The organism is Metasolibacillus meyeri (assembly GCF_003049505.1).
GTDB classification, from domain to species: domain Bacteria; phylum Bacillota; class Bacilli; order Bacillales_A; family Planococcaceae; genus Metasolibacillus; species Metasolibacillus meyeri.
Genome location: NZ_PYWN01000240.1, coordinates 1 through 1187 on the forward strand (window position 1 = coordinate 1; position 1187 = coordinate 1187).

At 36.6% G+C, this 1187-nt stretch carries 2 protein-coding genes; both read right to left on the bottom strand.

Going from position 1 to position 1187, the window contains the following annotated elements:
* The coding region (locus C9J34_RS21270) for an N-acetylmuramoyl-L-alanine amidase (protein WP_107842157.1) at positions 1 to 621 on the bottom strand (621 nt) is incomplete at its 3' end.
* Between the two features lies 1 nt (position 622).
* Positions 623 to 1042, bottom strand: coding sequence for a phage holin family protein (locus C9J34_RS21275; protein ID WP_107842158.1), 420 nt, complete (start codon positions 1040 to 1042; stop codon positions 623 to 625).
* Between the last annotated feature and the right edge of the window lie 145 nt (positions 1043 to 1187).

Sequence of the window (1187 nt, forward strand, 5' to 3'; positions counted from 1 at the left end):
TTTTCTGCGTGCTGCACTTGCTAGTGTAGTTTCTGTTTCATTTTTTAATGCTGGGCTACTAAATTCCATTGTACGCACTTCCTTTTTGTTTAATTTAATACCAACATGTTCTGCTAGTGTTGTAGCAATTGACTGGCATAATGATTCGAAATTTTCATTGTAACCAACCACATCAGCAATACTATTTACAAAGCAAACCTCCAACAATATTGACTGTGGAAGGCTATTTAAAAAATAAAGGTTGTCACGATATTTAGCTCCGCGATTTGGAACATCCATAGCATTAGCCATAACGCCACTTAACTTACTTGCTAGGGCTTTTAATGCTCCGACTTTGTATAATACCTCTGTGCCAATCGCTCTGTCTTGACGTCCAGCGGATGCATTAAAATGCACACTCACATCTAATTTGCGCGATGTTTTTTTGTGTTCATTAACTAAGTAAGTTAGATTCTGTTGTTGGTTTTTCGACACATTATCCTCAACGTAATTAGCTTGTACTCCGCCCTCTCGCAAAATAGCAACAACACGCTTTGCGACCTTACGAGCTTCGGTTACTTCATCTATAATGTCTTTTGCTCCTGTGGACGGCAACCAATGACCAGGTGAAATTGTAATCACATTACTTGCCCCCTTCTTTTTTCTTATCATCATTTTCCATTTGTAATTGCGAAAATGCATTTGCTAGAAATTTAGGAACACGAATACCGAGCTTGCCTAAATTTTCAATCATACTGATACCTTCCATGCCTATTAAAAATAGTATCATCGCATTACGCATGAAATTTCCGCTGTCGGTTGCTAAGTCAAGTTGTACGGCTGCAATGACCATTAATATCATGGCAAACTTTTTAATTAAACCTTTAAACGCCTTTTTACTTTCAACATTTTTAAATAAATATCCAACCATAATTCCCAATGTATAATCAATGGCCATAAATATCGCAAAAGCTTTTACTAAATGGTCAACACCACCTACAAAATATGCTAACCAAGCCATCGAACCGCCTATAAAAGACGTATATAATGTGTCTGTTTTCATATGACACCTTCCTTTATTTCATATTAAAAGCCCTCCACAGTCTTATTGTGGAAGGCAATAAAAATAACGCTAGTCGTTTGACTGCGTTTCGTTTGGTACTATCATTTGTATCAAATTACGGTTAATTACATTACCACCTAAATTG

Excerpts from the sequence above, each read along its gene's own strand:
- C9J34_RS21275 (WP_107842158.1), bottom strand. The coding sequence starts at position 1,042 with ATGAAAACAGACACATTATATACGTCTTTTATAGGCGGTTCGATGGCT.